Below are 25,696 nucleotides of genomic sequence, written 5' to 3' on the forward strand. Positions count from 1 at the left end.
CCGGCGCGTCAGCGCCGGCGACCCTTGCGGTCGTCCTTCTCGTGCCCGCGGAAAGTGCGGGTCGGAGCGAACTCACCGAGCTTGTGGCCGACCATCGACTCGGTCACGAAGACCGGGACGTGCTTGCGGCCGTCGTGAACGGCGATCGTGTGACCGAGCATGTCCGGCACGATCATCGAGCGCCGGGACCAGGTCTTGATGACGTTCTTGGTCCCCTTCTCGTTCTGCACGTCCACCTTCTTCTGCAGGTGGTCGTCGACGAAGGGGCCCTTCTTCAGACTACGAGGCATGTGTCAGGGCTCCTCAGCGCTTCTTGCCGGTACGACGGCGACGGACGATCATCTTGTCGCTGTCCTTGTTGGGACGACGGGTGCGGCCCTCGGGCTGACCCCACGGGCTCACCGGGTGGCGGCCACCAGAGGTCTTGCCCTCACCACCACCGTGCGGGTGGTCGATCGGGTTCATCGCGACACCACGGACGGTCGGGCGCTTGCCCTTCCACCTCATGCGGCCGGCCTTGCCCCAGTTGATGTTCGACTGCTCGGCGTTGCCGACCTCGCCGATCGAGGCACGGCAGCGCAGGTCGACGTTGCGGATCTCGCCGGACGGCATGCGCAGCTGCGCGTAGGGGCCGTCCTTGGCGACGAGCTGAACGCTCGCACCGGCCGAGCGGGCGATCTTCGCGCCGCCGCCGGGCCGAAGCTCGATGGCGTGGATGACCGTACCGACCGGGATGTTGCGCATCGGCAGGTTGTTGCCGGGCTTGATGTCGGCGGACGGACCGTTCTCGATCAGGTCGCCCTGCTTCAGCTTGGCCGGCGCGAGGATGTAGCGCTTCTCGCCGTCCGCGTAGTGCAGCAGTGCGATCCGCGAGGTGCGGTTCGGGTCGTACTCGATGTGCGCGACCTTCGCCGGCACGCCGTCCTTGTCGTGACGACGGAAGTCGATCACGCGGTAGGCGCGCTTGTGACCGCCACCGATGTGACGGGTGGTCACACGACCGGAGTTGTTGCGACCGCCGCTCTTGCTGAGCGGGCGAACCAGCGACTTCTCCGGCTGCGAGCGCGTGATCTCGACGAAGTCGGCGACGCTGGAGCCGCGACGGCCCGGCGTTGTCGGCTTGTACTTACGGATACCCATAGCTCAAAGTCCTCTTCGAAGTTCTCTCGTCGGCAGCCCGGTCAGGAGACCGGACCCCCGAAGATGTCGATGGACCCCTCGCTCAGGGTCACGATCGCCCGCTTGGTGTCCTTGCGCTTGCCCATGCCGAACCGCGTGCGACGGGTCTTGCCCTTGCGGTTCAGCGTGTTGACCGACTTCACCTTGACGCCGAACACCTGCTCGACCGCGATCTTGATCTCGGTCTTGTTGGCGCGCGGGTCCACGACGAAGGTGTAGGCACCATCGTCCAGCAGGCCGTAGCTCTTCTCGGAGACCACGGGGGCGAGCAGGATGTCCCGCGGGTTCTTCTGCAGGGCGCTCTCGGTGCTCACTTCGCAGCCTCCTCGTCGGCGGCCTCGGACTCGGTGGCCACGGCCTTGGCGCTCTTGCCCTTGACCGGCCCGGCCACGAACGCGTCGAACGCACCCGAGGTGAAGACCACGTCGTCGGAGCACAGCACGTCGTAGGTGTTGAGCTGGTCGGGCACGATCACGTGCACGCGGTCGACGTTGGACAGGCTCTTCCAGCCGGTCACGTCGGCGCGCTCGACGACCACGAGCAGGTGCTTGCGGTCAGACACGGCGGCCAGTGCGGCCACAGCGGCCTTGGTGGACGGTGCGTCACCCTCGACCAGCGAGGAGAGCACGTGCACCCGGCCGTTGCGGGCCCGGTCGGACAGGGCGCCACGCAGGGCGGCGGCCTTCATCTTCTTCGGGGTGCGCTGGCTGTAGTCACGCGGCTGAGGGCCGTGCACCACGCCACCACCGGCGAACTGCGGCGCGCGGGTCGAGCCCTGACGGGCGCGGCCGGTGCCCTTCTGCCGGTACGGCTTGCGACCACCACCGCGGACCTCGCCGCGGGTCTTGGTCGAGGCGGTGCCCTGGCGGGCCGCGGCCTGCTGGGCCACCACGACCTGGTGGATCAGTGGCACGTTCGTCTGCACGTCGAAGATCTCGGCGGGCAGCTCGACCGTGCCGGCCGTCGTGCCGGCCGGGGAGAGGACGTCGATCGTCGTCATGGCGTCAGGCCCCCTTCACAGTGAGCTTCGCGGCGGTCTTGACCAGCACCACGCCACCCTTGGGGCCGGGAACGGCGCCCTTGATGAGCAGCAGACCCTTGTCGGCGTCGATGGCGTGCAAGGTCAGGTTCTGGGTGGTCATGCGCACGTGGCCCATACGACCGGCCATCTTCAGGCCCTTGAACACGCGGCCGGGCGTCGAGGCCCCGCCGATGGAACCGGGCTTGCGGTGGTTGCGGTGCGCACCGTGGGAGGCGCCGACGCCGTGGAAGCCGTGACGCTTCATGACACCGGCCGTGCCCTTGCCCTTCGTGGTGCCCACGACGTCGACCTTCTGGCCGGCCTCGAACACCTCGACGGTGAGCTCCTGCCCGAGGGCGTACTCACCGGCATCGGTGGTACGCAGCTCGACCAGGTGGCGACGCGGAGTGACACCGGCCTTCGCGAAGTGACCGGCCATCGGCTGGTTCACCTTGCGAGGGTCGATCGCGCCGTACGCGATCTGGACGGCGTCGTAGCCGTCGCTGTCGGAGGTACGGACCTGGGTGACGACGCACGGCCCGGCCTGGACGACGGTGACCGGAACCAGCCGGCCGTTCTCGTCCCAGACCTGGGTCATGCCGAGCTTCTCACCCAGGACGCCCTGAATCTGCTTGGTCATTGAAGGGTCCCTTAGAGCTTGATCTCGATGTTCACGTCAGCCGGCAGGTCGAGACGCATGAGCGAGTCGACGGCCTTCGGCGTGGGATCGATGATGTCGATGAGGCGCTTGTGCGTGCGCATCTCGAAGTGCTCGCGGCTGTCCTTGTACTTGTGCGGCGAACGGATGACGCAGTAGACGTTCTTCTCCGTCGGCAGCGGCACCGGACCAACGACCGTCGCACCAGCGCGCGTCACCGTGTCGACGATCTTGCGCGCCGAGCTGTCGATGACCTCGTGGTCGTAGGACTTCAGCCGGATGCGGATCTTCTGTCCCGCCATCGCTTCGGTTAACTCTCTCTCGCTGCTCGGTGTCCCGGTTCGGCGGTAGCCGCTCCGGGTGGCGACCTGTCCGACCCCCGAGGTCGGGCGTGTCGCGCTTGCGCCACGCGCCGAGGCTGCGCATCTGCGATGCTGGTCCTCGTCGGGTCTTCTTGGTCACCGGCCAGGGCCGGACGTCGACACGCTTTCCCCGCCGTGAGGCGGAGCGCCGAGAGCCGCCCACCAACTCGTGGTGGTCAGCCGCACCGGGGCGCGTCGAGCAACTTGTCTATTGTGCCAGAGGCACCCGTGCCTTGGCGAATCCGCTCGAGGCGGCTGCCGGGCAGCAGGGCTCCGGCCGTGCCGCGGGGCCCGGGCGTAGCGCCCGAGCCCCGTGGCCGGTGGTGCTTTGGATCAGGCGAGGATCTTGGTGACGCGGCCCGCACCGACGGTGCGGCCACCCTCGCGGATGGTGAAGCCCATGCCCTCGTCCATCGCGATCGGCTGGATGAGGTCCACCGTCATCTCGGTGTTGTCACCAGGCATGACCATCTCGGTGCCCTCGGGGAGGGTCACCACGCCGGTCACGTCCGTCGTCCGGAAGTAGAACTGGGGGCGGTAGTTGCCGTAGAACGGCGTGTGCCGGCCACCCTCGTCCTTGGACAGGATGTAGACGTTGGCGTCGAACTGCGTGTGCGGGGTGATCGAACCCGGCTTGCAGACGACCTGGCCGCGCTCGACGTCCTCGCGCTTGATGCCGCGAAGCAGCAGGCCGACGTTCTCACCGGCCTGGCCCTCGTCGAGCAGCTTGCGGAACATCTCGATACCGGTGACGGTCGTCTTGGCCGCCGGGCCGGTGTGGATGCCGACGATCTCGACCTCCTCGTTGACCTTGAGGATGCCGCGCTCGATACGACCGGTCACGACGGTGCCGCGGCCGGTGATCGTGAAGACGTCCTCGACGGGCATGAGGAACGGCTTCTCGGTGTCGCGGACCGGCTGCGGGATCGACTCGTCGACCGCGTTCATCAGGTCCATGAGCTTCTCGCCCCACTCGGCGTCGCCCTCAAGCGCCTTCAGCGCCGAGACGCGCACGACCGGCAGGTCGTCGCCCGGGAACTCGTAGGAGGACAGCAGCTCGCGGACCTCCATCTCGACGAGCTCGAGGATCTCCTCGTCGTCGACCATGTCGGCCTTGTTGAGCGCCACGACGATGTAGGGGACGCCGACCTGGCGGGCCAGGAGGACGTGCTCCTTCGTCTGCGGCATGGGGCCGTCGGTGGCGGCGACCACGAGGATCGCGCCGTCCATCTGAGCCGCACCGGTGATCATGTTCTTGATGTAGTCGGCGTGCCCGGGGCAGTCGACGTGCGCGTAGTGGCGAGCCTCGGTCTGGTACTCGACGTGCGCGATCGAGATCGTGATGCCGCGCTGCTTCTCTTCGGGCGCCTTGTCGATCTGGTCGAACGCAGACGCCTCGTTGAGGTTCGGGTACTTGTCGTGCAGCACCTTGGTGATCGCGGCCGTCAGCGTCGTCTTACCGTGGTCGATGTGACCGATGGTGCCGATGTTGACGTGCGGCTTAGTCCGCTCGAACTTCGCCTTACCCACTGTGGGTCCTCCTCAGGACTGGGTGTTTGTTGCCGCGGTTCTGGGTGATGCGGCTGGTCTGTGTTGTCTGGAGCTGGTGGAACGAGCTGGCCGGCCGAAGCCGGGTCACTCGCCCCGGGCCTTCTTGATGATCTCTTCCGAGACGTTCCGAGGAACCTCAGCGTAGGAGTCGAACTGCATGCTGTAGTTGGCACGGCCCTGGGTCTTGGACCGCAAGTCGCCAACGTAGCCGAACATCTCCGACAGCGGCACGAGAGCCCGGACGACCTTGGCGCCGCTGGCGTCCTCCATCGACTGGATCTGGCCACGACGGGAGTTCAGGTCGCCGATGACGTCGCCCATGTAGTCCTCGGGCGTACGGACCTCGACGGCCATGACCGGCTCGAGCAGCACGGGGTCGGCCTTGCGGACGGCCTCCTTGAGCGCCATCGAGCCGGCGATCTTGAACGCCATCTCCGAGGAGTCGACGTCGTGCGCCGCGCCGTCCAGCAGCGTCGCCTTCAGCCCGACCAGCGGGTAGCCGGCAAGCACACCGAGCTGCATGGCGTCCTGGATGCCGTGGTCGACGCTGGGGATGTACTCGCGCGGAACGCGGCCACCTGTGACCTTGTTCACGAACTCGTACATCGCGCCGTCCTCGGACTCCAGCGGCTCGAAGTTCAGCTGGACCTTCGCGTACTGGCCCGACCCACCGGTCTGCTTCTTGTGGGTGTAGTCGAACTTCAGCACCGAACGACGGATCGTCTCGCGGTAAGCGACCTGCGGCTTGCCGACGTTCGCCTCGACCTTGAACTCGCGACGCATGCGGTCGACGAGGATGTCGAGGTGGAGCTCGCCCATGCCCTTGATGATGGTCTGGCCGGTCTCTTCGTCCTGCTGCACCTGGAAGGTCGGGTCCTCTTCCGCGAGCTTCTGGATCGCGGTGCCGAGCTTCTCCTGGTCGCCCTTGGTCTTGGGCTCGATGGCCACCGAGATGACCGGGTCCGGGAACGTCATGGATTCGAGCACGACCTGGTTGGTCGGGTCGCACAGGGTGTCGCCGGTGGTGGTGTCCTTCAGGCCGATCATCGCGTAGATGTGGCCCGCGGTGGCGTCCTCGACCGGGTTCTCCTTGTTGGAGTGCATCTGGAACAGCTTGCCGATGCGCTCCTTGCGGCCCTTGGTCGAGTTGATGACCCCGGAGCCCGACGCGACGTGACCGGAGTACACGCGCACGTAGGTGAGCTTGCCGAAGAACGGGTGCGAGGCGACCTTGAAGGCCAGCGCCGAGAAGGGCTCGGAGGAGTCCGGCTTGCGGATGATCTCCTTCTCCTCGTCGCGCACGTCGTGACCGATCATCGGCGGGACGTCCAGCGGCGAGGGGAGGTAGTCCACGACCGCGTCGAGCATGGGCTGGACGCCCTTGTTCTTGAACGCGGAGCCGCACAGCACCGGGTAGATGTCGCCGGTGACGGTCAGCTTGCGCAGCGCGCCCTTGAGCTCCTCGGGGGTGAGCTCGTCGCCGCTGAGGTACTTCTCGAGCAGGTGCTCGTCGCTCTCGGCCAGCGTCTCGACCAGGGTGTGCCGGTACTCCGCGGCCTTCTCGGCCATGTCGGCCGGGATCTCCTCGATCGTGTAGGCCTCGCCCTTGCCTGTGTCACCGCGCCAGGTCAGGGCGCGCATGTACATCAGGTCGATAACGCCGACGAAGTCGCTCTCGGAGCCGATCGGCAGCTGGACCGGCAGCGGCTTGGCGCCGAGCCGGTCGATGATCGTCTGCACGGTGAAGTAGAAGTCCGCACCGAGCTTGTCCATCTTGTTGACGAAGCAGATCCGCGGGACGTTGTACTTGTCGGCCTGGCGCCACACCGTCTCGGACTGCGGCTCGACACCCTCCTTGCCGTCGAACACCGCAACGGCACCGTCGAGCACGCGCAGCGAGCGCTCCACCTCAACGGTGAAGTCGACGTGGCCCGGGGTGTCGATGATGTTGAACTGGGTGCCCTCCCAGAAGCAGGTCGTCGCGGCGGACGTGATCGTGATGCCGCGCTCCTGCTCCTGCTCCATCCAGTCCATCGTGGCGGCGCCGTCGTGCACCTCACCGATCTTGTAGTTGATCCCCGTGTAGAAGAGGACCCGCTCGGTGGTGGTGGTCTTGCCGGCGTCGATGTGCGCCATGATGCCGATGTTGCGGACCTTCGTGAGGTCGGTCAGCACGTCCTGTGCCACGGTTTCCTGCCCGTCTACGTCGTGTGTGTCCTGGCGGTGGGGTGGGGGCCGGTCCGGCCCCCCGTCATCACCAGCGGTAGTGCGCGAAGGCCTTGTTCGACTCGGCCATCTTGTGGGTGTCCTCGCGGCGCTTCACAGCGGCACCGAGGCCGTTGCTCGCGTCCAGGATCTCGTTCATCAGGCGCTCGGTCATGGTCTTCTCACGACGGTCGCGCGAGTAGTTGACCAGCCAGCGCAGCGCGAGGGTCGTGGAGCGGTTCGCCTTGACCTCGATCGGCACCTGGTAGGTGGCGCCACCGACGCGACGGCTCTTGACCTCGATCGCCGGCTTGACGTTGTCCAGGGCACGCTTCAGCGTCACCACCGGGTCGGTGCCGGTCTTCTCCTGGGCGCCCTCGAGGGCGCCGTAGACGATCCGCTCGGCAACGGACTTCTTGCCGTCGAGCAGGATCTTGTTGACCAGCTGGGTGACCAGCGGCGAGTTGTACACCGGGTCGACGACCAGCGGCCGCTTCGGGGCGGGACCCTTGCGGGGCATTAGCTCTTCTCCTTCTTGGCGCCGTAGCGGCTGCGAGCCTGCTTGCGGCCGCGCACACCCTGGGTGTCGAGCGAGCCGCGGACGATCTTGTACCGGACGCCCGGGAGGTCCTTCACACGGCCGCCACGCACGAGCACGATCGAGTGCTCCTGCAGGTTGTGACCCACACCCGGGATGTACGCCGTGACCTCGATGCCGCTGGTCAGGCGGACGCGAGCCACCTTGCGCAGCGCCGAGTTCGGCTTCTTGGGGGTCGTCGTGTAGACGCGCGTGCACACGCCCCGCCGCTGCGGGCTCCCCTTGAGTGCGGGGGTCTTGGTCTTCGTGACCTTGTCCTGCCGACCCTTTCGGACCAGCTGCTGGATCGTGGGCACCCTGTCTCCGTCTCTTGCGCGGTCATGCTGTCAGTGATGGTTCGTGTACGTGGTGCGCTCCAGGGCTCCGCCCACGACCCCCGAGGTCGGGAGTGTCGGACGATGCCGCCGCGCGGTTCTTTGCCCCGCTGCTCGCGCCGCACCCGACAGCCTGAGAGCGTCGGCGGGCGCGCACGCCCGGGTCTCCCCAGGCACGGAGCACAACTTTACCCGCCCGTGCTCAGCCTGGTCAAAACGAGGCGAGTCCGGACGTCGGCGGTCCCACCCCGCGAAGGGCGGGACCGCCTGTCCAGCAGTCGATCAGCCGCGCAGGTCCCCGAAGTCGAGGTCCTCCAGCGGCACGGCCTGGCCGGAGCCAGCACCGAAGGGTGCGTAGTCGATGTCCTCGTAGCCAGGCATGGCGTACATGAGGGACCGCGCCTCCTCGGTGGGCTCCACCCGGACGTTGCGGTAGCGGGGCAGGCCCGTACCGGCCGGGATCAGCTTGCCGATGATGACGTTCTCCTTCAGGCCCAGCAGCGGATCGCTGCGCCCGTTGATCGCGGCATCGGTGAGCACCCGGGTGGTCTCCTGGAACGAAGCCGCGGAAAGCCACGACTCCGTCGCCAGGGAGGCCTTCGTGATGCCCATGAGCTCGGGTCGACCGGACGCCGGGGAGCCGCCCTCGGCGACCACTCGGCGGTTCTCCGACTCGAAGCGGGTGCGCTCGGCCAGCTCGCCGGGCAGCAGGTCCGCGTCACCGGACTCGATGATCGTCACCCGGCGCAGCATCTGCCGGACGATGACCTCGATGTGCTTGTCGTGGATCGACACGCCCTGGCTGCGGTAGACCTCCTGCACCTCGTCCACGAGGTGCGTCTGCACCGCGCGCGGACCGAGGATGCGCAGGACCTGCTTCGGGTCGATGGCGCCCTGCACCATCTTGTGGCCGACCTCGACGTGGTCGCCGTCGGCGACCAGCAGACGCGAACGGCGCGAGACCGGGTACGCGTGCTCCTCGGAACCGTCGTCCGGGGTGAGCACGATCCGACGCGTCTTGTCGGTGTCCTCGATCGCGATGCGGCCGGTGGCCTCAGCGATCGGGGCCACCCCCTTGGGGGTGCGGGCCTCGAAGAGCTCGACCACACGCGGCAGACCGTGGGTGATGTCATCACCCGCGACGCCACCGGTGTGGAACGTGCGCATCGTCAGCTGCGTGCCCGGCTCACCGATGGACTGGGCGGCGATGATGCCGACCGCCTCACCGATGTCCACGAGCTTGCCGGCGGCCAGCGAGCGGCCGTAGCACTGCGCGCAGGTACCGACCTTGGACTCGCAGGTCAGGACCGAGCGGACCTTGACCTCGCGCACGCCGTGACCGATCAGCAGGTCGATCGAGACGTCACCCAGGTCCGTGCCGGCCACGAGGACGACCTTGCCGTCCACCGCGACGTCCGCAGCCAGGCTGCGGGCGTAGACCGAGGTCTCGACGTCGTCGTGCTTGCGCAGCTGTCCGTCCGAGCCCTCGACCGCGATCGGCAGGACGAAGCCACGCTCGGTGCCGCAGTCGTCCTCTCGGACGATGACGTCCTGCGAGACGTCCACCAGACGACGGGTCAGGTAACCCGAGTCAGCAGTACGCAGTGCCGTGTCGGCCAGACCCTTGCGGGCACCGTGGCTGGAGATGAAGTACTCCAGGACGGAGAAGCCCTCGCGGAAGTTCGCCTTCACCGGGCGCGGGATGATCTCGCCCTTCGGGTTGGCGACCAGACCACGCATACCGGCGATCTGACGGACCTGCATCCAGTTACCACGAGCACCGGAGTTGACCATCCGGTAGACGGAGTTGGACGCCGGGAGGTTGGCCTCCATCTCCTTCGCGATCTCGTTGGTGGCCTGGGTCCAGATCTCGATGAGCTCCTGACGGCGCTCGTCGTCGGTGATCAGACCACGCTCGTACTGGCCCTGGACCTTGGCGGCCTTCTCCTCGTAGGTCTCGAGGATCTGCTTCTTCCTCGGCGGGGTCACGACGTCCGAGATCGCCACCGTGGTGCCCGAGCGGGTACCCCAGTGGAAGCCGGCCTCCTTGAGCGCGTCGAGCGAGGCGGCGACCTCGACCTTGGGGTAGCGCTCGGCGAGGTCGTTGACGATCGCGGAGAGGCGCTTCTTGTCGACCGGCTCGTTCACGAACGGGTAGTCGACCGGAAGGGTCTCGTTGAACATCGCGCGGCCCAGGGTCGTCTGCACCAGCAGCTGGTCGCCCTGCACCCAGCCCTCGGGCAGCTCGGTGTCGAGGTCCGGGACGACGTCGTCCAGGCGCAGCTTCACGGTCGCGCCGAGCGAGAGGTCACGCGCGTCGTACGCCATGATCGCCTCGGCCAGCGAGGAGAACACCCGACCCTCGCCCACCGGCTCCTCGGTCAACGAGGTGAGGTGGAACAGGCCGATGATCATGTCCTGGGTGGGCATGGTCACCGGACGGCCGTCGGCCGGCTTGAGGATGTTGTTGCTGGACAGCATCAGCACGCGGGCCTCGGCCTGGGCCTCGACCGACAGCGGCAGGTGCACAGCCATCTGGTCGCCGTCGAAGTCGGCGTTGAACGCCGAGCAGACGAGCGGGTGGATCTGGATGGCCTTGCCCTCGACCAGCTGCGGCTCGAAGGCCTGGATGCCGAGGCGGTGCAGCGTCGGTGCGCGGTTCAGCAGCACCGGGTGCTCGGTGATGACCTCTTCCAGCACGTCCCAGACCACGGCGCGGCCACGCTCGACCATGCGCTTGGCGGACTTGATGTTCTGCGCGTGGTTGAGGTCGACCAGCCGCTTCATGACGAACGGCTTGAAGAGCTCGAGCGCCATCTGCTTGGGCAGACCGCACTGGTGCAGCTTCAGCTGCGGGCCGACCACGATGACCGAACGGCCGGAGTAGTCGACGCGCTTGCCGAGCAGGTTCTGGCGGAAGCGACCCTGCTTGCCCTTGAGCATGTCGGACAGCGACTTCAGCGGCCGGTTCCCCGGGCCGGTGACCGGACGACCACGGCGACCGTTGTCGAACAGTGCGTCGACGGCCTCCTGGAGCATCCGCTTCTCGTTGTTGACGATGATCTCGGGGGCGCCGAGGTCGAGCAGCCGCTTGAGGCGGTTGTTCCGGTTGATCACCCGGCGGTACAGGTCGTTCAGGTCGGACGTCGCGAACCGGCCACCGTCGAGCTGCACCATCGGGCGCAGGTCCGGCGGGATGACCGGGACGCAGTCCAGCACCATGCCCATCGGCGAGTTGCGGGTGGTCAGGAACGCCGAGACGACCTTGAGCCGCTTGAGCGCGCGGGTCTTCTTCTGGCCGCGGCCGGTGGCGATGGTCTCGCGCAACGACGCTGCCTCGGCGTTCAGGTCGAAGCTCTCCAGACGCTTCTGGATCGCCGCGGCCCCCATGCCGCCCTCGAAGTACAGACCGAAGCGGTCCCGCATCTCGCGGTAGAGACCCTCGTCGCCCTCGAGGTCCTGGACCTTGAGGTTGCGGAAGCGGTCCCAGACCGCCGCGAGGCGCTCGAGCTCGAGGTCGGCCCGCTTGCGGATCTGGTTCATCTCGCGCTCGGCCGACTCGCGCACCTTGCGGCGGGCGTCGGCCTTGGCGCCCTCGGACTCCAGCTGGGCCAGGTCGCCCTCGAGCTTCTTGGCACGGGTGTCGACGTCGGAGTCGCGACGGTTCTCGACCTCCTTCTTCTCGACCTCGATCTGCGCCTCGAGCGAGGACAGGTCGCGATGACGCGCCTCGTCGTCGACGGACGTGATCATGTAGGCCGCGAAGTAGATGACCTTCTCGAGGTCCTTCGGGGCCAGGTCGAGCAGGTAGCCCAGACGGCTGGGCACACCCTTGAAGTACCAGATATGCGTCACGGGAGCAGCGAGCTCCACGTGGCCCATCCGCTCACGACGCACCTTGGCGCGAGTGACCTCGACGCCGCAGCGCTCGCAGATGATGCCCTTGAAGCGCACTCGCTTGTACTTGCCGCAGTAGCACTCCCAGTCCCGGGTGGGACCGAAGATCTTCTCGCAGAAGAGCCCGTCCTTCTCCGGCTTGAGGGTGCGGTAGTTGATGGTCTCCGGCTTCTTCACCTCGCCGTACGACCACTGGCGGATCTCGTCCGCGGTCGCAAGGCCGATGCGCAGCTCGTCAAAGAAGTTGACGTCCAGCACGTGTGTCCTTCTCTCAGTCTTCTCGGTCGATCGGGTCTGACGGTCGGTTGACGGCTAGCTGCTCCGTCAGACCTCCTCGACGCTGCTCGGCTCGCGCCTGGACAGGTCGATACCCAGCTCTTCTGCGGCGCGGAAGACGTCCTCGTCCGCGTCGCGCATCTCGATGGACGTCCCGTCGCTGCTGAGCACCTCGACGTTCAGGCACAGCGACTGCATCTCTTTCAGCAGCACCTTGAACGACTCCGGGATGCCCGAGTCAGGGATGTTCTCGCCCTTGACGATGGCCTCGTAGACCTTCACCCGGCCCTGGATGTCGTCGGACTTGATCGTCAGCAGCTCCTGCAGCGTGTAGGCCGCGCCGTACGCCTCCAGCGCCCACACCTCCATCTCGCCGAACCGCTGGCCGCCGAACTGGGCCTTTCCGCCCAGGGGCTGCTGCGTGATCATCGAGTAGGGGCCGGTCGAGCGAGCGTGGATCTTGTCGTCGACCAGGTGGTGCAGCTTCAGGATGTACATGTAGCCGACCGAGACCGGCTCCGGGAACGGGTCGCCGGTGCGGCCGTCGTACAGCAGGCCCTTGCCGGTGCCGTCGATGAGACGGTTGCCGTCGCGGGTCAGCAGGGTGCTGTCGAGCAGCCCGGTGATCTCGTCCTCGCGGGCACCGTCGAACACCGGGGACGCCACACGGGTGCCCGCAGGGGCCTCCAGCGCGTCGGCCTTCATGTCCTTGGCCCACTCCGGGGAGCCCTCGACCTTCCAGCCGCGCGAGGCGACCCAGCCCAGGTGCGTCTCGAGCACCTGGCCGACGTTCATCCGGCTCGGCACACCGAGCGGGTTGAGCACCACGTCGACCGGGGTGCCGTCGGACAGGAACGGCATGTCCTCGATCGGCAGGATCTTGGAGATGACGCCCTTGTTGCCGTGCCGGCCGGCGAGCTTGTCGCCGTCGGTGATCTTGCGCTTGTTGGCCACGTAGACGCGGACCAGCTGGTTCACGCCCGGCGGCAGCTCGTCGCCCTCGTCGCGGTCGAAGACCTTGACGCCGATGACCGTGCCGGTCTCACCGTGCGGCACCTTCAGCGAGGTGTCGCGCACCTCGCGCGCCTTCTCACCGAAGATGGCGCGCAGCAGGCGCTCCTCCGGCGTCAGCTCGGTCTCGCCCTTGGGCGTGACCTTGCCGACCAGCAGGTCGCCGTCGCGGACCTCCGCGCCGATCCGGATGATCCCGCGCTCGTCGAGGTCCGCGAGGACCTCCTCGGAGACGTTGGGGATGTCCCGGGTGATCTCCTCCGGGCCGAGCTTGGTGTCGCGCGCGTCGACCTCGTGCTCCTCGATGTGGATCGAGGAGAGCAGGTCGTCCTGCACGACGCGCTGGCTGAGGATGATCGCGTCCTCGTAGTTGTGACCCTCCCACGGCATGAACGCCACGAGCAGGTTGCGACCCAGCGCCATCTCGCCACCGTCGGTGGACGGACCGTCGGCCAGCAGCTGGCCGGCCTCGACGCGAGCGCCCTCGTCGACTGCAGCGCGCTGGTTGTACGAGGTGCCCTGGTTCGAGCGACGGAACTTGGCCACCCGGTAGGTGGTGTAGGTCGCGTCGTCGTTGGCCACGGTCACGACGTCCGCGGAGACCTCCTGCACGACACCGGCCTTCTCGGCCCGGACGACGTCGCCCGAGTCGAGTGCAGCGCGGTGCTCCATGCCGGTACCGACCAGCGGCGCCTCGGCCTTGACCAGCGGCACCGCCTGACGCTGCATGTTCGAGCCCATCAGGGCGCGGTTCACGTCGTCGTGCTCGAGGAACGGGATCATCGCGGTCGCGGCCGACACCATCTGGCGTGCAGCGACGTCCATGTAGTCCACGTCCTCGGCCGCGACGAGCTCGACCTCGCCACCCTTGCGGCGGACGGTGACCATCTTCTCGGAGAACTTGCTCGAGTCGTCCAGCGGCGCATTGGCCTGGGCGATGACGAACTCGTCCTCCTCGTCGGCGGTCAGGTAGTCGACCTCGTCGCTGACCTTGCCCTTGGTGACCTTGCGGTACGGGGTCTCCACGAAGCCGAACGCGTTGATCCGCGCGTAGGTCGACAGTGAGCCGATCAGGCCGATGTTCGGGCCTTCCGGCGTCTCGATCGGGCACATCCGGCCGTAGTGCGACGGGTGGACGTCGCGGACCTCGAAGCCGGCACGGTCACGAGACAGACCACCCGGGCCCAGCGCCGACAGGCGACGCTTGTGCGTCAGGCCGGCGATCGGGTTGGTCTGGTCCATGAACTGCGACAGCTGGCTGGTGCCGAAGAACTCCTTGATGGAGGCGACGACCGGCCGGATGTTGATCAGCGTCTGCGGCGTGATGGCCTCGACGTCCTGCGTGGTCATGCGCTCGCGAACGACGCGCTCCATGCGGGACAGACCGGTGCGGACCTGGTTCTGGATCAGCTCGCCGACCGTGCGCAGACGACGGTTGCCGAAGTGGTCGATGTCGTCCACCTCGACGCGCAGGTCGACCTGCTCGCCGTTCTTGACGCCCGGCATGGTCGAACCACCGGCGTGCAGGGTCACCAGGAACCTGATCGTCGCCACGACGTCGTCGACGTCCAGCACGCTGGCCGACGGCTCCTTGTCGACGCCGAGCTTCTTGTTGACCTTGTAGCGGCCCACCCGGGCCAGGTCGTAGCGCTTGGCGTTGAAGTAGAGGTTCTCCAGCAGCGTCTGCGCGGCCTCGCGGGTCGGCGGCTCACCCGGACGCAGCTTGCGGTAGATGTCCAGGAGCGCGTCGTCCTGACCCGTGGTGTGGTCCTTCTCCAGGGTCTGGATCATCGACTCGAACTCGCCGAACTCCTCGCGGATCCGGGCCTCGGTCCAGCCCAGCGCCTTGAGCAGCACCGTGACGGACTGCTTGCGCTTGCGGTCGATGCGGACACCGACCATGTCGCGCTTGTCGATCTCGAACTCGAGCCAGGCGCCGCGCGAGGGGATGACCTTCGCGGTGTAGACGTCCTTGTCGGAGGTCTTGTCGGCAGTGCGCTCGAAGTACACGCCCGGCGAGCGGACGAGCTGGGAGACGACGACGCGCTCGGTGCCGTTGACGACGAAGGTGCCGCGCTCGGTCATCAGCGGGAAGTCGCCCATGAAGACCGTCTGGCTCTTGATCTCACCGGTGTTCGTGTTCATGAACTCGGCGGTGACGAACAGCGGGGCGGCGTACGTCATGTCCCGCTCCTTGCACTCGTCGATCGAGTACTTGGCGGGCTCGAACCGGTGGTCCCGGAACGACAGGGACATCGACCCCGAGAAGTCCTCGATCGGGGAGATCTCCTCGAAGATCTCCTCCAGACCGGACTTCTCGTGGATGTGGCTGTCGCCGGAGCTGGCCAGCACCCGGGCCTGCCAGCGCTCGTTGCCGAGGAGCCAGTCGAAGCTGTCGGTCTGCAGAGCGAGGAGGTCGGGAACCTCAAGCGGTTCATGAATCTTGCCGAAACTGACACGGCCTGAGGCCGTAAGAGCGGTGGACTTCGCGGGTGCGGTGCGCGAGGCAGCCAAGGAGGGTCCTTCCACGGGCCTTTGATGCGGTAAGTACGCACGCCGATCGACCCGGCGCTGGGAAGAGCACGTATGTGCTCACCCCGTCGACGGGTAGAGATACAGGCAGCGCAAAGCGCAAGCATACACGACACAGGGCACGCTGCGAAACGCCCCTGTCAAGGTCACTCGCGGCCCGCACGGGACTAGCCCGGGGCCGCCGCGGTGACGACAACGGTGCGCTGCGCCACGAGGATGGCCCTGATAGGCGCTGACGTCAAGATCCCAGCCTGAGAAACGGCGTGGCGAGGTGCCCTCGAGCGTGCCGTCCGGACCCATCGACAGAGCCGGTCGGCAGGGTCACACTGAGCCCCGTGCCGCGTAGCGCGCTCGCGAAGCACCTGCTCGTCGCCGTGGCAGGCGCCGCCACCCTGGCCCTCCTGGTCGCCTGTACCGACGCGGCCGACCAGTCGAGCGACCCGACGAAGTCCGGCAAGGCCACCGCGACCCCCGCGCCGGTCTCCTTCGTCCCGTGCGGGCAGGCCAGGTGCACCGGCAGCATCAACGGCGCGAAGTACGAGATCCAGCTGCCGGCCAGGTGGAACGGGACGCTGCTGCTGTACTCGCACGGGTACGTCGAGGCCGCCCCGATCGCACCCGACTTCGCCACCCCGACCCTGGCGGCCGAGTCGTCCCCGGACGACGACATAGCCCACGAGATGCTCGCCGAGGGTTACGCGCTGGCCGGGTCGTCGTTCAGCCGGCTCGGCTGGGCGGTGCCCGAGGGCGTCAAGGCCGACGAAGAGCTGTACGCCTACTTCGCCGCCAAGGTCGCCAAGCCCCGGCAGGTGATCGTCTGGGGCAACTCGATGGGCGCCGTGATCACCGAGGGGCTGGCGGAGAAGAAGCTGGCGTGGGTCACTGCGGCTGCCCCGATGTGCGGCCCGCTGGCCGGCACCAACGAGACGCTGGACCTGAGCCTGGACGTCGCCTACGCCGTCCGGACGCTGCTGGCGCCCAAGCTGCAGATCGCCGGGTTCACCAGCCACAAGGCTGCGGTGCACGCCTGGGAGTCCGCGCGCAAGGCGCTGGAAGCAGCGGGGAACGAGGTAGCAGCCGGGGACACCGCCGGACCAGCCAAGCTCTACCTGATATCTGCACTCATCGACGCTCCGGACCAGTCCTTCTTCTCCGACGGGTCCGACTCGGTCCTGCGGGCTGGGGTCGCGGTGGAGGATGCGTTGCACCAGATGAGCGTTGACACCGACGTGCGTTACGACATCGAGCGGCGCGCCGGCGCAAGCGTCTCCGGCAACGCCGGGGTCGACTACGCGACACGGATCAGTCCGGCCGAGCGGACGTTCGTCGACGAGACCGGTGGCCCCGGCACCACCGACCGGCTGCTCGCGAAGCTCGCCGCTGGTCAGCGGGTCTCCGCCGACAAGCGGGCCAGAGCCGCAGCGGGCCGCACCATGGGCGAGCCGACCGCTGCGCTGTCCGTCCCGACAACCACGCTGCACACGGCCAAGGACCCGGTCGCCATCGTTCAGCACGAGCAGCTGTTCGCCCAGCGTGCCCAGCGCGCAGGCAGCCAGAATCTGCTGCTGCAGCTGTACTCGGTCCCGCCGGCCAAGTACGACCCGCCGCCGAAGGACGGCGGAGCGGGCCACTGCAACCTCACCGCCGGCCAGGTGACAGCCACGGTCGCCCTGCTCAGCTCGTGGGCTGCGACGCACACCCGACCGACCGACCAGGAGGTCACGGCGGCAGCCAGCAAGGTGCCGAGCCTGAGCGGGACCTTCGTGCCGGCGCCGTGGCCGGACCCGCGCGCTACAGGCCCCTGACCTGCGAGACCAGCCAGCGACCGTCCCGCTCGACCATCGTCATCTCGACCCGGTTCTGGTCGACCTGAGGGCGCTCGAGCCGGTTCGAGGTCGTCGTCTGGTTGACGAACAGCAGCACGACGAACTGGTGCGCCGAGGCGCGCTGGACGCCGGTCGCGGCGACCTGGGCCACCACGGTGGCCTTCGTCTGGGTGGCCAACGACTTCACCGCGTCCCCGGTGGTCCGCGCGTACTGGTCGGCGAAGGCCCCGGTGGTCAGCGCCTTGCCGGCCGCGAAGTCGGCGTCCAGGTGCCGGTAGTCGTAGCTGAGGATCCTGGTCGCAGCCGACGAGGCGGCCCGAACGGCCTGCCCACGAGCCTGGTCGGCGGCCTCGGCCCGACGGTCAAGCAGCACGAACGCGCCCGCCCCGGCGACCGCGAGCAGCAGAAGCACGGCCAACGCTGCGAGCAGCCAGCCGGACGCCGTCCGCACCCCCCAACTTGTGACGCCTTGTCGGGGCCTCACGGGCCCCGGAGACCCCCGCAACTCATCACGAGTGGGGGTGGGGGTGGGGGTGTGGGTGGGGGTGGGGGTGGGTTGCGGGCGGGAGCGCTCGCCGGCGACCCGGCGGCGGGACGGCGAGGGACGTGCTCCGCGCATCACAGGACCTTCAGCTCGTCGGACGTCGGTCATCTCGGTTTCCTCCTTCAGCCCACGAACTGCAGCTGGTTGGCGAGCCAGCGCGAACCGGCGCGGCTCAGGTCGACCTGGATCCGGTAGTGCCGCGGCACCGCGGTGGCGGCGGAGGAGTTGGTCACGTCGGCGTCCACCACGAGCAGCACCCGGGCGCTGTCCGCGTCGCGGGAGACCAGCCCGGCCGAGAGCACCTTGCCCTTGCTGACCGCCTTGTTCGCCGTGACCAGCTTGCGCAGCTCGGCGGACTGGGCGGTGAACTCCTTCTTGAACTCCCCCGTCGAACCGGCGAGCACCCGGCTCGAGTCCCGGTCGAAAGTCTGGTAGTCGAGCGTCGTGAAGTTGACCCCCAGCTGGCTGGCTGCGGCGACCGCGTCGTCCCCGGCCGCCGCGTCGCGGCGCGCGTCCAGCACCCGGCGTCCGGCGAAACCGCCGACCACCACCGCGGCCAGCACCAGCAAGGCCATCCCCACCGCGAGCAGGTTGCGCGTCCTGCGTGTCATGACTGGTCTCCGATCAGCATCCAGGTGAACGAGTCGGCGCCCTGCGGCGGGACAGAGGTGACCACGGTCGGGGCGTCGTACCCCGCCGTGCCGATCTGGTCGGTCGGGTCGAAGGGCACGGACGACGCCGAGCCGGACGACGAGGGCGTCCCCGGCTGCGGGGCGTTCTGCGCGCCGCGCACCGAGGTCGCCGAGCCGCGCGGCTCGGCGCAGCGCACGCCGGTGTTCAGCGGCGGCATCCCGGTGGTCTGCTGCGGATCGGTCCGCTTGGTGTCCCCGTAGCCCTTGGTGCAGGACGGCGGGTTGCTGACGTTCAGCTGCAGCCCGAAGTGTGCGGTGCCGTCACCGGGGAGGACGGTGTATCCGCCACGGACGACGTCCGGGTAGGTGATGAACATCTGCCGGATGCCCGCCGTGCGGGTCACCGTGACCTGCCCGACGGTGACCAGGTTGGTCAGCAGCGCCCCGAGGTTCGAGCGGTTCTCGGTGAGCAGCGCGTTGACCTGCTGGCTGGCGATCACTCCGCGGTCCAGCACGGTGCGCAGGTCGGTGTCGCTGGCCCGCAACTGGCCGGACAGGTCGTCCAGGTCGGCGGCGAACGAGCGGATGTCGGACCCGGACGCCTTCTGGGAATCCAGCACGGTGTGCCCGTCCTGGATCAGCTTGGTGGTCTCCGGCAGCGCCTCGGACGCCGATCGGGTGAGCGCGTCGCCGGAGTCGATCAGCCGCTGCAGGTCGGTGCCGCCGTCCGCGAACGTCTTGCCGAGCTCGTCGACCGTGGTGCTCAGGTCGTCCTTGGGCACCGACCGGACCAGCCGGTCGACGTCCAGCAGCACGGTGTCCACCCGGGTCGGGGTGCGGGTGTCGGACCGGTCGATGCGCGCACCCCCGGTCAGGTAGGGACGCGAGTCCGTGCGCGGCTGCAGGTCGACGTACTGCTCGCCTACTGCCGAACGGTTTTCCACCACCGCCAGCGTGTCCCGCGGCACCTGCGAGCCGCGGTGCATCCGCAGGTCGACCAGGACGCCGCCGTCGGTCAGCCGCAGCCGGTCGACCCTGCCGACCGTCACGCCGCGGTACGTGACCTCGGCGCCGGTGAAGATGCCGCCGGAGTCCGCGAAGTCGGCCGTGACCACGTAGGAGCCCCCGGCGACCTTGTCGAACAGCCCGACGTAGCGGGCGGAGAGCACGCTGACGGCGACCAGCGCGAGCGCCAGGAAGGCGACCAGCTGGATCCGTACTCCTCGGGTGACCATCAGCTCACGCCCCCCATCAGCAGGCCGGCCAGGTTGGGGCTGTACTCCTGGCCGGACGTCCCCGGCGCGCCCTCGGCCGCGCCCAGGCACAGCACGCCGGGCAGGCAGAGTCCGCCGCCGCCGCTGGGTGCCGGGGTGGGCTGGGCCGACACCTTGGTCCAGCCGGCCGGGCAGGACACTCCGCGGAACGGCAGCACCAGCGCCCTGATGGTGTCGTTGCGGCACTGCACGGTCAGGTCGCCGGGGGCGATCGCCGCCGGGCACTTCGCGCCGGGGAACTGCACGACCTGGCCGAGGATGGTGCACGGGATGGACTTCACGTCGGGCAGCTGGGGGATGCTGCCGAGCCCCGGGACGCCGGGCAGCGGACCGCTCGGGCCGGTGCCGACGTCCAGCAGCGAGCGGGCGTCCAGGTCGGCGGTGATCCACAGGTTGGTGTAGTCGCCCTTGATGCCGTTCACGGCCGCGTCGGGGAAGGGGTAGGTCAGCAGCAGCTGGAGCGACTCGGGCAGGTCGTCGCCGGCGTCGTTCAGCGACTTCAGCACCGGCTTGAGCGCGGTCAGGTTGGCGACCGTGTCGTTCTTGGACGCCTGGATCACCCGCGAGCCGACGTCGCCGAGCCGGTCCAGCGAGGTGAGCAGGGTGGTGAGCTGCTGGCGCTGGTCGGCGAGGACCTTCAGGCCGCCGGGCAGCTGGTCGAGCGCGGTCGCGAGGTCGTCGCGCTGAGCGGCCAGCCGGGCGGCGAGCCGGTCGATCTGGTCGATGGCCCGGTTGATCTCGCCCTTCTGGGAGTCCAGCGAGCCGACCAGGGTGTCCAGCTTGGTGAGCAGGTCGCGCACCGAGGACTCGTTGCCGGTCAGCGCCTTGTTCAGCTCGGTCTCGATGATCTTCAGCTGCGCGACCCCGCCGCCGTTGAGCAGCAGCGACATCGCACCGAGGACCTCCTCGACCTCGGGGTTGCGACCGCTGCGGGACAACGGGATCACGTCGCCGTCGGCCAGCCGACCGACCGCCGCCGCGTCGCTCGGTGCGGCCAGCGAGACGTACTTCTCGCCGAGCAAGCTGGTCTGCTTGAGCTCGGCGGTCGCGTTGTCCGGCAGCTGCACGGAGTCCTTGAGCCGCACCGTGACCCGCGCCGTCCAGCCGTCCAGCGAGATCTTCTCGACCGAGCCCACGGTGACGTCGCCGACCTTCACCGAGGACTGCGGCACCAGGTCGAGGACGTCGGCGAACTGAACGGTGACCCGGTAGATGTCGCCGCGGCTGGCCACCCCGCCGGGCAGCGCGACGTCGTAGGCGCCCTGGCAACCGGCTAGCGCGACGGCAAGCACCGCCGCCGCCGCGGCCAGGACGGCGCGCCGCACCCGGGCGCTCATCGCGCACTCCCGAGGATGCCGCCGAGGGTGGGATCCAGCCCGATCAGCGGGGACAGCAGCGGGCTGAGCGCCTGCTGGCAAGCCGTGGCCTTGCTGACCTGCTGGTTGATCAGCCCGCAGATCAGCTCGTCGGGGTGGTTCAGCTGGTCGGTGTTGTCCCGGACGTCGAGCGTGCCGGACGCCGGGTTGTAGGCGTTCTGCAGGTTGGACAGCGCGACCGGGGCGTTGTCCAGCAGCTCGGCGAGCTGGTTGCGGTCGGCGGCGATGGTTCCGGTGACCGAGGTCAGGTCGGCCACGTCCGTCTTGAGCACCGAGCGGTTGTCGGCGACGAACGTGGACACCTCGTTCAGCGCCACGGCGAGGTTCTTCAACGCCAGGCCGAGGTCGTCCTTCTCGCCGTTCAGCTGGTCGGCGACCGAGGCCAGGTCAGTGTTGAGCCGGCGCACCTGCGGGTCGTTCGCGGCCAGCGTGGAGGTGAAGGTCTGCAGGTTCTTCACGGTGGTGAACAGGTCCTCGCGGCTGCCGGACACGGTGCCGAGCGCGAGCGAGAGCTGGTGCACGGCCTCGTTCGCCTTGTCCCCCTCACCGCCCAGGTTGGCGGCGCTGGTGGTCAGCAGCCGGGACAGCGAGCCGGTGGAGTTCGCCCCCCGCGGGCCGAGCGCCTTGCTCAGGTCGTCCAGGCTCTGGGTAACCCGATCCAGCTCGACCGGCACGGCCGTGCGGTCCAGCGGAATGTCCGCGTGGTCCGCCATCCGCGCGCCGCCGGTATAGGCCGGCAGCAGCTGGACGTACCGGTCGCTGACCAGGGACGGCGACAGGATCGCGGCCTGCGCGTCAGCAGGCACCTTGACGTCGCCGTTGACCTTGAGCACCACCGCGACCTGCTCGCCCTGCGGCGTGACGCTCTGCACGGTGCCGACCGGCACCCCGAGCACCCGGACCTGGCTGCCCTGGTAGAGGCCGACGGCGCGGGTGAAGTGCGCCGTGACGGTCCGGTCCGGCGTCCCCGGCCAGAACGCGAAGGCCGCTGCGGCGAGCACGCCGACCGCCAGGACGCCGACCAGGACGCCGCGCAGGTCGAGCCGCGGCAGATCGACCTTCTGGAGCTTCACCGGGCACCTCCGGGGATCGTCCCGCCGATGGGCACCAGGTTCGGGATGTAGGTGTCGAACCACCGGCCGTTGCCGAGGGTGTTGGCGAAGACCCGGGTGAACGGCGCCATGGCCTTGATCCCCGCGTCCAGGTCGTCCTGGTGCTTGCGCAGGGTCGCCAGCACGCCCTGCAGCTCGGTCAGCGCCGGCTTGAGCTGGGCCCGGTTGTCGCGGACCAGACCGGTGATCTGCGCCGCGAGCGCGGCGGTGTTGGTGAGCAGCGTGTGGATGGCCGCCCGCCGCTTCTGCAGCTCGACCAGCAGCAGGTCGCCGTCCTTGATCAGCGACTGCACCTCGCCGTTGCGGGCCGCCACCGTCCCGGAGACGTCCTTGGCGTGGGCGAGCAGCTCGGCGAGCTGCTGGTCGCGCGAGGAGATCGTCCGGGACAGCCGGGTCAGCCCCTCGAGCGAGGCCTTGACCTGCGGCGGGCTGTCCTTGAACTCGGTGGCCAGCACGTCCAGCGACTTCGACAGCTGCGGGACGTCGATCGCCTCGGTCGTGGTGGTCAGGTCGCTGAACGCGTCGATCACGTCGTAGCTGGGTACCGTCCGGCTGGTCGGGATGAGCGAGCCCGTCTTGAGCTGGCCCGGACCCTGCGGGTCGAGCGCGAGGTACTTCTGGCCGAGCAGGGTCTTCAGCTTCACCGCCGCACCGGTGCGGGTGCCGAAGTGCGCGGGCTCGGTGACCTTGAACGAGATCAGCACCTGGGCGCCGTCCAGCTCGATCTTCTTCACCTTGCCGACCTTGACCCCGGCGACCATCACGTCGTCGCCGGTCTTCAGCCCGCCCACCTCGGTGAACGCGGCCCGGTAGGTGTCTCCGCGGCCCAGCAGCGGCAGCTTCTGCACGTTGAACGCGGCGATCAGCAGGGCACCGATCAGCAGTAGCCCGACGGCCCCGATGGGCACCGGGTTGCGCTCGCGGAACGGGATCGCCATCAGCCGACACCCCCGCACCGCGCGGCCTTGTTGTCGGCCACGTTCACCGGCAGCCGGGAGTCCTTGGTCAGGCCGAGCGCACCGGTCGGCAGCACCACCGAGCCGTCGAACTTGCAGAGGTAGAAGTTGAACCAGGAGCCGTACGTGGCGGTGCGGGTCAGCGTGTTCACCTTGCCCGGCCAGGTGTCCATGAAGTGCTCGAAGGTCTTGGTGTTCGCCGGCTTATTCAGCGTCCTGGACAGCGTGCCCAGGTTCGCGATATCGGCCTTCAGCGGCGACCGGGCCTGGGAGAGCAGGCCTGCGGTGTCGGCGGCCAGCCCGTTGATCGAGGTGAGCGAGTTCCCGATCGCCACCCGGTCGGCGGACAGGCCGGAGACGAACCGCTGCAGCTGGACCAGCAGCTGGTCCAGCTGGTCGTCGCGGCTGTCCACCGTGCCCAGCACCGTGTTGAGGTTGCTGATGGTCCGGCCGATCACCGCGTCGCGGTCGGCGACCGACGAGGTGAGCGACGCTGTGTGCGCGAGCAGGCTGTTGATCGTGCCGCCCTCGCCCTGCAGCACCTGGATGATCTCGCCGGACAGCTGGTTGACGTCCTGCGGGGACAGCGCGGCGAACAGCGGCTTGAACCCGTTGAACAGCACGGTCAGGTCCAGCGCCGGCTGGGTCCGCTCGATCGGGATCGTCGAGCCCGCTGCGAGCTGCGACCCCGCGCCGGCCCCCTGCACCAGCGCGACGTACCGCTGCCCGATCAGGTTGCGGTACCGGACCAGCACCTGCGTGGTGTCGGTCAGCCGGTGGTCCGCGTCGACGTCCAGGGTGACCAGGGCGCGGCTGCGTCCAGCCAGCCCGATGTCCTTGACCCGGCCGACCTGGACGCCGGCGATCCGCACGTCGTCGCCCTTGGCCAGCCCGGTCGCGTCGGCCAGGACCGCCTTGTACTCGGTGCGGCTGCCGCCGGCGATGGGCGAGATGGTCAGTGCGAGCATGCCGAACGCGGCGATCGTCGTGACGGCGAAGACCACCAGCTTGACCAGGCTGGCCGTCGTCCTCACTACGCGGCCCCCTGGCTGACCTGGGTGCCGCGGACCATCGGTCCGAGCAGCAGGTTGGAGATGTCCGGCATGGCGTCCGGGCTCATTCCCATCGCCGGCGCGAACAACGCGTCCGTGACCGCCTGCTCGCCCGGCGTCCCGGCGTCCCCGCTCTGCGGGTCGGTGTACGATCCGCCGTCGGTCAGGGACGACGGCAGCGCGCTGCCACTGGAGGCGTTGTAGCTGTTGCCGGTGCCGTCCGGGATGAAGTCGCCGGTGTACGGGTGCGCCTGCGAGCCGGTCTTGGCCGGCAGCCCCTTGCAGTCCGGCGCGCGGTTCGCGATCCACTCCGGCTCCTCGCCGGGCTGGTACGCCCGGCGCTGCGGGACGACCTCGAGGGTGATGTGCAGCGAGCTGTCCCCGAAGGCCTGGTCGATCCGCGGCAGCCAGCCGGTCAGGCCCTGGGCGAAGCACGCGTAGATCGGCGAGTAGCGCTGCAGCAGAGCGAGAGTGGGCCGGTTGACCCGCCCGACCCGAATGATCCGGTCCTCGTCCTCGTTCAGCACGGCGGTCGTGGTGTTCGCGAAACCCGTTGTGCCGGCGAGGAAACCGGCCAGCGCGCTCTGCTTCTCGACCAGCGTCCGGCTGGTCACCGACAGGTTGCCGGCCATCTTGAGCAGGTCCGGTGCGGCGTCCGCGTAGATCGAGGCGACGTCGGCGAGGCCGCTGATGTCCTGCTTCAGGGCGGGCAGGTTCGGGTTGAACGCGGTCAGGTACCGGTCGGCCAGCACCAGGTTGTCGCCGAGCTGCTGGCCGCGACCCTCCAGCGCAGTGGCCATCGCGTTCAGCGTGGTGGCCAGCTGCCCGGGCTTGACGGTGCGCAGCAGGGGCAGCAGGTTGTCGAATACCTGCTCGAGCTCGATGGCCACCGAGGTGCGGTCCTGGCCGATCACGTCGCCGCCCTTCAGCGGGATGCGGGACGGGTCGGCGGGCGGCACCAGGTCGACGTACCGCTCGCCGAACAGGGTCTTGGGCAGCAGCCGGGCGCTGACGTTGGCCGGGATGGCGCCGACCTGGTCCGGCGCGAGTGCGAGCTGCACCTGGGCGCCGTCCCCGATGTGCGTGATGCTGCGCACCTCGCCGACCACCAGCCCGCGGATCTTCACGTCCGAGGTGGTCTGCAGCTGGTTGCCGACGTGGTCCGTCCGGAGCGTCACCAGGGTGACCGGGGTGAACCGCTTCTGGTACATCGCGACCGACAGGGTGAGCAGCAGCACGAGCACCAGCAGGAAGGCCACCCCGTACAGGTGCGTGGCGAAGCGCGAGAGGAATCCTCTCGTGGTGGGCCGGACTGCCATG

Annotated in this window: 21 protein-coding genes; 1 reads left to right on the forward strand and 20 read right to left on the reverse strand. The window is 68.7% G+C overall.

The window, feature by feature from the left end:
* Positions 1-8: 8 nt before the first annotated feature.
* The 12 genes from rpsS to rpoB all read right to left on the reverse strand — a co-directional run bounded on the left by rpsS (position 9) and on the right by rpoB (position 15,586).
* Positions 9-290, reverse strand: coding sequence for a 30S ribosomal protein S19 (gene rpsS / locus ACPPVT_RS19185; protein WP_345715416.1), 282 nt, complete (start codon positions 288-290; stop codon positions 9-11).
* A 13-nt stretch (positions 291-303) separates the two neighbouring features.
* Complete coding sequence (gene rplB, locus ACPPVT_RS19190; protein ID WP_426563095.1) at positions 304-1,140, reverse strand: 50S ribosomal protein L2; 837 nt, start codon at positions 1,138-1,140, stop codon at positions 304-306.
* 41 nt (positions 1,141-1,181) lie between these two features.
* The gene (gene rplW / locus ACPPVT_RS19195; RefSeq protein WP_426563097.1) at positions 1,182-1,493 is read right to left on the reverse strand and encodes a 50S ribosomal protein L23; all 312 of its coding nucleotides are present in this window, start codon (positions 1,491-1,493) and stop codon (positions 1,182-1,184) included.
* A complete protein-coding gene (rplD, locus tag ACPPVT_RS19200; protein WP_426563099.1) occupies positions 1,490-2,179 on the reverse strand; it encodes a 50S ribosomal protein L4 in 690 nt (229 codons plus the stop codon). Before rplD ends, rplW begins: the two co-directional genes overlap by 4 nt.
* A gap of 4 nt (positions 2,180-2,183) precedes the next feature.
* On the reverse strand, positions 2,184-2,840 hold the full coding sequence (gene rplC, locus ACPPVT_RS19205; RefSeq protein ID WP_426563100.1) for a 50S ribosomal protein L3: 657 nt from the start codon (positions 2,838-2,840) through the stop codon (positions 2,184-2,186).
* An 11-nt stretch (positions 2,841-2,851) separates the two neighbouring features.
* Complete coding sequence (gene rpsJ, locus ACPPVT_RS19210) at positions 2,852-3,160, reverse strand: 30S ribosomal protein S10 (protein WP_056675697.1); 309 nt, start codon at positions 3,158-3,160, stop codon at positions 2,852-2,854.
* A 393-nt stretch (positions 3,161-3,553) separates the two neighbouring features.
* Entirely contained in the window at positions 3,554-4,750 is a 1,197-nt protein-coding gene (tuf, locus tag ACPPVT_RS19215; protein WP_426563102.1) for an elongation factor Tu, read from the reverse strand.
* Between the two features lie 105 nt (positions 4,751-4,855).
* Entirely contained in the window at positions 4,856-6,958 is a 2,103-nt protein-coding gene (fusA, locus tag ACPPVT_RS19220) for an elongation factor G (RefSeq protein ID WP_426563105.1), read from the reverse strand.
* Between the two features lie 67 nt (positions 6,959-7,025).
* Positions 7,026-7,496, reverse strand: a complete 471-nt coding sequence (rpsG, locus tag ACPPVT_RS19225) for a 30S ribosomal protein S7 (RefSeq protein ID WP_426563107.1) — start codon at positions 7,494-7,496, stop codon at positions 7,026-7,028.
* Positions 7,496-7,870: a 30S ribosomal protein S12 gene (rpsL, locus tag ACPPVT_RS19230; protein ID WP_056675708.1), complete on the reverse strand. Its 375-nt coding sequence runs from the start codon at positions 7,868-7,870 to the stop codon at positions 7,496-7,498. Before rpsL ends, rpsG begins: the two co-directional genes overlap by 1 nt.
* Before the next feature lie 300 nt (positions 7,871-8,170).
* Positions 8,171-12,043: a DNA-directed RNA polymerase subunit beta' gene (locus ACPPVT_RS19235; RefSeq protein ID WP_426563110.1), complete on the reverse strand. Its 3,873-nt coding sequence runs from the start codon at positions 12,041-12,043 to the stop codon at positions 8,171-8,173.
* Between the two features lie 66 nt (positions 12,044-12,109).
* A complete protein-coding gene (gene rpoB / locus ACPPVT_RS19240; protein WP_426563112.1) occupies positions 12,110-15,586 on the reverse strand; it encodes a DNA-directed RNA polymerase subunit beta in 3,477 nt (1,158 codons plus the stop codon).
* A gap of 353 nt (positions 15,587-15,939) precedes the next feature.
* On the opposite strand from rpoB, the gene ACPPVT_RS19245 reads away from it, so the two are divergent.
* Positions 15,940-17,409, forward strand: coding sequence for a hypothetical protein (locus ACPPVT_RS19245; RefSeq protein WP_426563114.1), 1,470 nt, complete (start codon positions 15,940-15,942; stop codon positions 17,407-17,409).
* Here ACPPVT_RS19245 and ACPPVT_RS19250 read toward each other — a convergent pair.
* The 8 genes from ACPPVT_RS19250 to ACPPVT_RS19285 all read right to left on the reverse strand — a co-directional run bounded on the left by ACPPVT_RS19250 (position 17,396) and on the right by ACPPVT_RS19285 (position 25,695).
* Positions 17,396-17,881 (reverse strand): hypothetical protein, encoded by a 486-nt coding sequence (locus ACPPVT_RS19250; RefSeq protein ID WP_426563116.1) that lies wholly within the window; start codon positions 17,879-17,881, stop codon positions 17,396-17,398. The genes ACPPVT_RS19245 and ACPPVT_RS19250 overlap by 14 nt on opposite strands.
* 215 nt (positions 17,882-18,096) lie before the next feature.
* Positions 18,097-18,585, reverse strand: a complete 489-nt coding sequence (locus tag ACPPVT_RS19255; protein ID WP_426563118.1) for a hypothetical protein — start codon at positions 18,583-18,585, stop codon at positions 18,097-18,099.
* A complete protein-coding gene (locus ACPPVT_RS19260; protein ID WP_426563119.1) occupies positions 18,582-19,841 on the reverse strand; it encodes an MCE family protein in 1,260 nt (419 codons plus the stop codon). Before ACPPVT_RS19260 ends, ACPPVT_RS19255 begins: the two co-directional genes overlap by 4 nt.
* The gene (locus tag ACPPVT_RS19265; protein WP_426563121.1) at positions 19,841-21,217 is read right to left on the reverse strand and encodes an MCE family protein; all 1,377 of its coding nucleotides are present in this window, start codon (positions 21,215-21,217) and stop codon (positions 19,841-19,843) included. Before ACPPVT_RS19265 ends, ACPPVT_RS19260 begins: the two co-directional genes overlap by 1 nt.
* On the reverse strand, positions 21,214-22,329 hold the full coding sequence (locus ACPPVT_RS19270; protein WP_426563123.1) for an MCE family protein: 1,116 nt from the start codon (positions 22,327-22,329) through the stop codon (positions 21,214-21,216). Before ACPPVT_RS19270 ends, ACPPVT_RS19265 begins: the two co-directional genes overlap by 4 nt.
* A complete protein-coding gene (locus tag ACPPVT_RS19275) occupies positions 22,326-23,306 on the reverse strand; it encodes an MCE family protein (RefSeq protein WP_426563125.1) in 981 nt (326 codons plus the stop codon). The genes ACPPVT_RS19270 and ACPPVT_RS19275 overlap by 4 nt, the downstream gene beginning before the upstream one ends.
* Complete coding sequence (locus ACPPVT_RS19280; RefSeq protein WP_426563127.1) at positions 23,306-24,358, reverse strand: MCE family protein; 1,053 nt, start codon at positions 24,356-24,358, stop codon at positions 23,306-23,308. The genes ACPPVT_RS19275 and ACPPVT_RS19280 overlap by 1 nt, the downstream gene beginning before the upstream one ends.
* On the reverse strand, positions 24,358-25,695 hold the full coding sequence (locus ACPPVT_RS19285) for an MCE family protein (RefSeq protein ID WP_426563129.1): 1,338 nt from the start codon (positions 25,693-25,695) through the stop codon (positions 24,358-24,360). The genes ACPPVT_RS19280 and ACPPVT_RS19285 overlap by 1 nt, the downstream gene beginning before the upstream one ends.
* Position 25,696: the final 1 nt, after the last annotated feature.

It is taken from the genome of Angustibacter sp. McL0619, assembly GCF_049994355.1.
Lineage (GTDB): Bacteria > Actinomycetota > Actinomycetes > Actinomycetales > Angustibacteraceae > Angustibacter.

What these genes read in the sequence shown, in the direction of transcription:
- rpsS (WP_345715416.1), bottom strand. Translation starts at nt 290, where the DNA reads ATGCCTCGTAGTCTGAAGAAGGGCCCCTTCGTCGACGACCACCTGCAG.
- rplB (WP_426563095.1), bottom strand. Translation starts at nt 1,140, where the DNA reads ATGGGTATCCGTAAGTACAAGCCGACAACGCCGGGCCGTCGCGGCTCC.
- rplD (WP_426563099.1), bottom strand. Translation starts at nt 2,179, where the DNA reads ATGACGACGATCGACGTCCTCTCCCCGGCCGGCACGACGGCCGGCACG.
- rplC (WP_426563100.1), bottom strand. Translation starts at nt 2,840, where the DNA reads ATGACCAAGCAGATTCAGGGCGTCCTGGGTGAGAAGCTCGGCATGACC.
- rpsJ (WP_056675697.1), bottom strand. Translation starts at nt 3,160, where the DNA reads ATGGCGGGACAGAAGATCCGCATCCGGCTGAAGTCCTACGACCACGAG.
- rpsG (WP_426563107.1), bottom strand. Translation starts at nt 7,496, where the DNA reads ATGCCCCGCAAGGGTCCCGCCCCGAAGCGGCCGCTGGTCGTCGACCCG.
- ACPPVT_RS19255 (WP_426563118.1), bottom strand. Translation starts at nt 18,585, where the DNA reads ATGACACGCAGGACGCGCAACCTGCTCGCGGTGGGGATGGCCTTGCTG.
- ACPPVT_RS19260 (WP_426563119.1), bottom strand. Translation starts at nt 19,841, where the DNA reads ATGGTCACCCGAGGAGTACGGATCCAGCTGGTCGCCTTCCTGGCGCTC.
- ACPPVT_RS19265 (WP_426563121.1), bottom strand. Translation starts at nt 21,217, where the DNA reads ATGAGCGCCCGGGTGCGGCGCGCCGTCCTGGCCGCGGCGGCGGCGGTG.
- ACPPVT_RS19275 (WP_426563125.1), bottom strand. Translation starts at nt 23,306, where the DNA reads ATGGCGATCCCGTTCCGCGAGCGCAACCCGGTGCCCATCGGGGCCGTC.
- ACPPVT_RS19285 (WP_426563129.1), bottom strand. Translation starts at nt 25,695, where the DNA reads ATGGCAGTCCGGCCCACCACGAGAGGATTCCTCTCGCGCTTCGCCACG.